This is a genomic window from Synechococcus sp. H60.1, from assembly GCF_047462335.1.
GTDB lineage: Bacteria > Cyanobacteriota > Cyanobacteriia > Thermostichales > Thermostichaceae > Thermostichus.
On record NZ_JANSJA010000187.1, the window covers coordinates 1 to 7,121 of the forward strand.

Sequence of the window (7,121 nt, forward strand, 5' to 3'; positions counted from 1 at the left end):
CACTGCTGGAAAAGGAGGGGATGGCCGGCAAGGTGCAGATGATTTACATCGACCCGCCCTACGGCATCAAGTACGGCTCCAACTTCCAGCCCTTCGTGAACAAACGCGACGTCAAGGACGGCAAGGACGAGGATTTAACCAGCGAGCCGGAGCAAATTCGGGCCTTCCGCGACACCTGGGAGCTGGGCATCCACTCGTATCTGACCTACCTGCGCGACCGGCTGCTGCTGGCAAGAGAGTTGTTAGTGGATAGTGGCTCGTGTTTTGTGCAGATCAACGACGAGAACCTGCACCTGGTGCGCTGCCTGCTCGATGAGGTGTTCGGGCGGGAGAATTTTGTAAGCGTTATCAGCTTCGTGAAAACCAGCGGCAAGGGTGGCGCACTGCTGGATGTGGTCAACGATTTTCTTCTCTGGTATGCCAGGGACAAGGCCCAGCTGAAGTACCGTCAGCTCTTTCTGGAGAAGGAACTGGGAGAAGAGGGCACCAAAGGGTACCAGCACGTGCAGCTTCCGGATGGCACCCGCCGTCGCCTCACCAGCTCAGAGCTCGAATCACCCACCCTGCTCCCAGAGGGCGTCCGGGTGTTCCAGGCGGGCGATATGACGTCGCAGGAGGCAGGTGCCACCACATTTTCGTATCCCTTTGAGGGACGAACTTTCCACTGTGGTCAGAATAGTCACTGGAAGACTGGCCATGACGGCCTGGAGCGGCTGCGGCAGGCGGAGCGCCTGTTTGCTGTAGGGAATACGCTCAGATATGTCCGCTTTCTGGATGAGATTCCCGCTCTGCCGCTGACCAATATCTGGACGGATACCGGCATTGCCGGCTACGGCGACCCGAAGGTGTACGCCGTCCAGACCAATACGAAAGTCGTTGAGCGCTGCATCCTGATGACCACCGACCCGGGCGACCTGGTGTTCGACCCGACGTGTGTGCGGAAGGGGACGCGGGTGTGGTGTGTGGAGGATGGGGGAGGCGGCCCGCACGCGGGGGGATGCTCCCTCCCCGTTTACGGGGAGGGCCGGGGAGGGGCGGCCGGCCAGGGAGGCGCTGAATGGGGAGAGGCTAACCAGGAAGAGGCCAACCCGGGAGGCAGCCCCCCTGTGCTCCCCCCGCACGCGGGGGGACGCTCCTTCCCCGTTTACGGGGATGGCCGGGGAGGAGCTACCCTGCGCCCCATCGAATCCATCCAACCCGGCAACTGGGTTCTGGGGCATGACGGGCAACCGCACCGCGTCGTGCGCGTGATCCGCCGGCCATACCGCGGCAAGATGATCGGCATCCGCCACGAAAAAACCGACGCGACGCTTTGGCTCTCTGCCGACCACAAGGTGCTCGCCAAACGCCGCCCGCGCTCACTGGGAGGGCACAACGACTGGTCGGGCATTCCCCAGGGGTTGCGATGGCGAAGCAAGACACTGCGGCGTGAAATGACCCCGCCGGAGCGTAATCTGTGGGCGGTGCTGCGCAACGACCAAACCGGTTTCACCTTCCGACGCCAGCATCCCATCGGTCGGTACATAGCGGACTTTTACAGCCGCGACGCCCAACTTGTCGTCGAGGTGGACGGCGCGCTGGCCCACAGCAGCGAAGAGGCGCTGGCTCACGATCAGGCCCGCGATGCCTATCTCCGCGGGCTGGGCCTGGAGGTACTGCGCATCCCGGCCAGGGAGGTGCTGTCCAATCTGGAGGGCGTTTACGAAACCATTCGACACGCCTGCCACCTTCAGCTCAGCGTCGAAAAGGCCGAGTGGGTGGAAGCGCAGGACCTGGCTGTGGGTGATTGGGTCTTCTTTGGTCCGCAGCGGGTCGCCGTGCGCATCGCTGAACTCCACACACAAGAAACCGAAGAGGAGTTGTACGACCTGGAAGTAGAAGACGCGCATTCTTTCATCACGGAGCTGTGCGTCGTGCACAATTGCGGCAGCGGCACGACCGCCTATGTCGCCGAGCAGTGGGGCCGGCGCTGGATCACTTGCGATACCTCGCGCGTGGCGATCACAATCGCCCGCCAGCGCTTGATGACCGCCGTCTTCGACTACTACGAGCTGGCGCGTCCCGAAGAGGGCGTGGGCAGCGGCTTCAAGTACAAGACCGTGCCGCATGTAACACTCAAATCGATCGCCAACAACCCGGAGATTGACGGCATCTATGCCCGCCTGCATCCGGCGGTGGAAAAGGCGCTGGCTGAGCTCAACGCGGCATTGAAGGGTCATCCTGTCCAATTTAAGGTTACCCAGGGCGGCCGGTCTGGCCACTTCGTGGACTTCGCCGCGCCCGACACGGCAACCTTCACCATGCCCGCCGGCCAGGTGGTCAAGGTCAACGAACTGGTGGAATGGGAGGTGCCCTTTGCGTTTCCTGCCGACTGGCCGGAAAAAGCGCGCGATCCCTTCGAGCGTTTTCATCAGGCCCGCCGCGCCCTCCAACAGGAGATTGACGCCGCCATTGCCCGCCACGCGCCGCAGGAGACGCTTTACGACCAGCCCTTTGTGGACCGCAAAAAGGTGCGCGTCACCGGCCCGTTCACCGTCGAGGCCGTGCCGGCGCCTGTGGTCAAGTCGGTGGATGAGATTTTGGAGGAAAAGCCGCAACCTGCCGACATGTCCATTGCCCGCTCCGGCGAGACCCTGCGCCAGGCCGAATGGCGCGACGAGCTGCTGCGCACCGGTATTCGCGGCAAGAACGGGCAATACATCCGCTTTGCCCGCCTAGAGCCGCTTCCTGGCTGTCGCTGGCTGCATGCCGAGGGGGAAACGCGGCCAAGCGACGAAGGGGCAAATACTGTGCGCGAGTCGGCTCCAGCCTATGACCCGATGCGCGTGGTCGTCTCCTTTGGCCCGGAATATGGCCCACTTGAGCAGCGGCAGGTCGAGCACGCCTGGGAAGAAGCACGGATGCTTGTTCCCAAACCCAAGCTGCTGATCTTTGCCGCTTTCCAGTTCGATCCCGAAGCGGCCAAGGATATTGACGAGATGAAGCCCGAGCTGGCCGGCATGCAGTTCCTCAAAGTCCAAATGAACGCCGACCTCTTGACCGACGACCTCAAGAAAAAGCGCGCGAGTAACGAATCGTTTTGGTTGATTGGGCAACCTGATGTGGAAGTGCAGCGGATCACCTCGGGTACTGACGAAGGCAAGTTGCGCGTCGTGGTGCACGGTTTTGATTATTACAACACCAAGACCGGGCAGATTGAATCGGGTAGCGCAGACAAGATCGCTCTTTGGCTGCTCGATACCGACTACGACGGACGCAGCCTCTATCCCCGGCAGGTCTTTTTCCCAATGGCGGGCGAGAAGGATGGCTGGGCGAAGCTGGCGCGCAACCTTAAAGCTGAAATCGACGAGGAGCTGATTGAGGCGTACCGCGGTACAGTCTCGTTGCCCTTTGCACCGGGCGAGCACAAGCGCATTGCCGTCAAGATCGTGGATGACCGGGGCATCGAGAGCCTGAAGGTCATAAGGGTGGAGACATGATTGACGAGCAAGCTCTGCAAGAAATTGTTCAACGGATCGTGGCAGTGGCACAGCCCAGACGCATACTTTTGTTTGGCTCCTATGGCCGCGGCGACGCCGACGCTGGCTCTGACCTGGATCTTATTGTGATTGAACCAGAAGTGTCCGACCCGTATAGCGAAATGATCCGCTTGCACAAAGCTGTGGGCTCGATTGGCCCAGGGCTTGATCTGCTGGTTTATTCGGAGGCCGAATACCAACGGCGCAGTCAGGTTCCGGGCACCGTACTGTACTGGGCGCGCAAGGAGGGAAGAGCCCTCTATGAAGCCCCATCTTGAAGAGGCCTGGCGATCCCTGCGCTTGGCCGATCGCGACCTCAAGGCATTTGAAGTTTTGAGAAAAGATCCGGAGGTTCACCCTTCTATCGTCTATTTCCATGCCCAGCAAGCGGTAGAGAAATCTCTCAAGGCGGTCTTGTTTGCCCAACAGATCGAATTTACACGCACCCATGACCTGGTCAAGCTGGCGCGTCTGCTTGGTGACCGGGGCATCTTGTTGCCAGTTGAGGAAGATCAACTCCGCCAACTCAACCCTTTTGCTGTTGCCTTTCGCTACGACGACACAGAATTTGCCCCTGTTCCCCAACAAGAGGTGGCAAGTCTGCTCACAGCGATTCGCCGTTGGGCAGCGGAAGAAGTCAGTGCAGCAACGGAACGGGAGAAAAGCAATGGCTCGGACTACCATTGACCGCCTGATCATCAACTCGCCCTACGAGGAGCCGCGGCAACACTGGCGCTACAACCGCGAGACAAGGCTATTTGAACTAGTCGAAGGCCGCCGCCCGGCAGGGTACGTAGTGGCAACGCCCGGATCAAAGTCTTTCGACGATCCCGGGATCTTTGTGGAGATTCCGCTGGTCAACCAGATCCGCCCGCGCGTGAAGGCTTGGCGTGAGGCAGGCTACCCGGGTGTGACTAGTATCACCAAGCGGCTCTTGGATCACTGGCGTGACCCTGAGGAGTTCAACAGACGTCGCTTTTTCTTTTGCCAGTTGGAGGCCGTGGAGACGCTCATTTGGCTAACCGAGGCGCCGCCTGCCGAGCGGGTGGGCATTGAGATCCCTGGCGACGGTGGGGACTTTGATCGGCGGTGCTGCAAGATGGCAACTGGTACGGGCAAGACCATCGTCATGGCGATGGTGATTGCCTGGCACATCCTCAACAAGGTGGCGAACCCACAGGACGCACGTTTCTCGAAGAACGTGCTGGTCGTTGCGCCTGGGCTGACGGTCAAGAAACGGCTGGCTGTTCTAGAACCGGCGGGCGCAGGCAACTACTACGAGGCCTTCGACATTGTGCCCTCTGCCCTGCTGGACAAACTGCGGCAGGGCAAAGTGCTGATTCGCAACTGGCACGCCCTAGCCTGGGAGAGCGAGGAACAGATCAAGAAGCGCAAAAGCGTAGACAAGCGCGGCGCAAAGAGTGACGAAGCCTACACCCGCGAGGTGCTGGGTGAGATGGCGAATGCCCGCAACCTGCTGGTGATCAACGACGAGGCCCACCACGCCTGGCGCGTCAACTGGGAGGCGGAAGGTAAGTATCTGCGCCAGCATGGCTTAAGAGACAGCGCCGAAGAAGCCACGGTGTGGATCGGCGGGTTGGACCGGCTGCATCGCTCGCGCGGCATCCTGACCTGCTACGACTTTTCCGCCACCCCCTTTGCGCCCTCGGGAAAAAAGAGCAGCGAAGAGGCGCTCTTCGGCTGGATCGTCAGCGACTTTGGGCTGAACGATGCCATCGAATCGGGGTTGGTGAAGACCCCGCGCGTGGTGGTGCGTGACGATGCCGTGCCGGATGCCAAGACCTACAAGTCGCGGCTCTATCACATCTACAACGACCCCGACGTGAAGGACGACCTGAACCGCCAGGCCAACCCCGAGGAGCCGCTGCCCGACCTGGTGCTGAACGCCTACTACTTGCTGGGCTACGACTGGCGTGAGACGTGGAAGGCCTGGAAAGCAGCTGGCCTGCCCACGCCGCCCGTGATGATCACCGTCTGTAACCGAACCGAGACAGCGGCGCGGGTGAAACACGCCTTCGACTCACGGCGCATTCCCATCGACGAGCTCTGCAACCCAGAAGGGATCCTGCACATCGACTCGAAGGTGTTAGAAGAGGCTGAGGCAAAGGAAGAGCCCACTGCAGTGGTGGAAGCCTCAGACGAGGCTGAGGATGGAGAAGAGGAAGACGCACCAGTCGAACGTCAGTTGACCAAAGCAGAGCAGGCAGAACGTTTGCGAAAGATCGTAGATACGGTGGGTAAGGTAGGGCAGCCCGGCGAGAAAATCCAGAATGTCATTTCCGTCGGGATGCTGAGCGAGGGCTGGGATGCCAAAACCGTGACGCACATCATGGGGCTACGGGCCTTCACTTCGCAACTTCTGTGCGAGCAGGTTGTGGGCCGAGGCTTGCGCCGCACATCCTACGAGGTCAACCCACAAACGGGGCTGCTCGAGCCCGAATACGTCAATATCTTCGGTGTGCCTTTCACTTTCTTGCCGCACGAGGATAGCGGAGATGGCCCGCCGCCACCACCAACACCCAAGACCGCGGTGGAGCCGGATCCGACCAAAGCAGAGTTTGAGATCCGCTGGCCAAATGTGGTGCGCATCGAGCGCGTACTTCAACCAACGTTGACTCTCGATTGGTCAAAGGTGCAGCCACTAGAACTAAACGCTGCCCAGACACCGCAGGTGGCAGAACTGGCACCAGTTCTTGAAGGCAAGCCAGACGTGACCCAGATCAGCCGCATTGAGCTAGAGCGGTTGGCGCGGGAATTTCGCACCCAGCGCATTATCTTCGCAACTGCCCGGGATGTGTTCGATCAGATGAAGCCAAGCTGGAAAGGCAGTCGCGAAATCTTGCTGGCGCAGTTGGTGCGGATTGTCGAGCAGTTCATTCGTTCTGACCGCATCTTGATCTCCCCACCTCTTTTTTATCAGGATGAACTGCGCCGCCGCCTGATCATCACCCTCAACATGTCACGAGTTGTGCAACATGTCTGCGAGGCGGTGCGGCAGGAGAACACCGAGCGGCTTACTCCAGTCTTCGACCGCGATCATCCCATCGGCTCGACAGGTCAAATGCGCACCTGGTACACGAGCAAACCTTGTGAACGCACACGCAAGTCGCACATCAACGTCTGCGTCTACGACAGCACCTGGGAAGCATCAGATGCCTACGTCCTCGACAACAGCGACGCCGTGAGCGCCTGGGCAAAGAACGATCACCTGGGCTTCGAAGTCCTGTATGTGTATGGTGGCGTAGTACGCAAGTATCGGCCAGATTTTCTTGTGCGGCTATCCAACGGCGACATGCTCATTTTGGAAACGAAGGGACAAAACACCGAACTAGACCGGGTGAAGCAGCGCTATCTGGACGAGTGGACGCAGGCCGTCAATGCCCATGGCGCGTTCGGTCGCTGGCGGTGGAAGGTGGCACGTCACCCTGGCGAGATACGGGACATTCTCTGACTTCCCTCTCCCAGAGGGAGAGGGGCTGGGGGTGAGGGCGTCAGCGGCGCGGAGCGCTGTGGAGACATCTCCGAATTTGAAATGACTATAAGATTGCAGCTTTCGCGTTCGGCTTCCCACTAGGCTAAGAG

4 protein-coding genes are annotated in these 7,121 nt (G+C 60.1%); all 4 read left to right on the top strand.

Annotated features, from left to right (window positions below):
* Positions 1–20 precede the first annotated feature (20 nt).
* Genes NW852_RS09625 through NW852_RS09640 form a run of 4 tightly spaced genes read left to right on the top strand, consistent with a single transcriptional unit; the run spans position 21 to position 6,990 of the window.
* Positions 21–3,479, top strand: coding sequence for a DUF559 domain-containing protein (locus tag NW852_RS09625; RefSeq protein WP_414426682.1), 3,459 nt, complete (start codon positions 21–23; stop codon positions 3,477–3,479).
* Entirely contained in the window at positions 3,476–3,796 is a 321-nt protein-coding gene (locus NW852_RS09630; RefSeq protein ID WP_414370708.1) for a nucleotidyltransferase domain-containing protein, read from the top strand. The genes NW852_RS09625 and NW852_RS09630 overlap by 4 nt, the downstream gene beginning before the upstream one ends.
* Positions 3,780–4,205 (top strand): HEPN domain-containing protein, encoded by a 426-nt coding sequence (locus NW852_RS09635; RefSeq protein WP_414370709.1) that lies wholly within the window; start codon positions 3,780–3,782, stop codon positions 4,203–4,205. The genes NW852_RS09630 and NW852_RS09635 overlap by 17 nt, the downstream gene beginning before the upstream one ends.
* Positions 4,186–6,990, top strand: a complete 2,805-nt coding sequence (locus tag NW852_RS09640) for a BPTD_3080 family restriction endonuclease (protein WP_414370711.1) — start codon at positions 4,186–4,188, stop codon at positions 6,988–6,990. The genes NW852_RS09635 and NW852_RS09640 overlap by 20 nt, the downstream gene beginning before the upstream one ends.
* Positions 6,991–7,121: the final 131 nt, after the last annotated feature.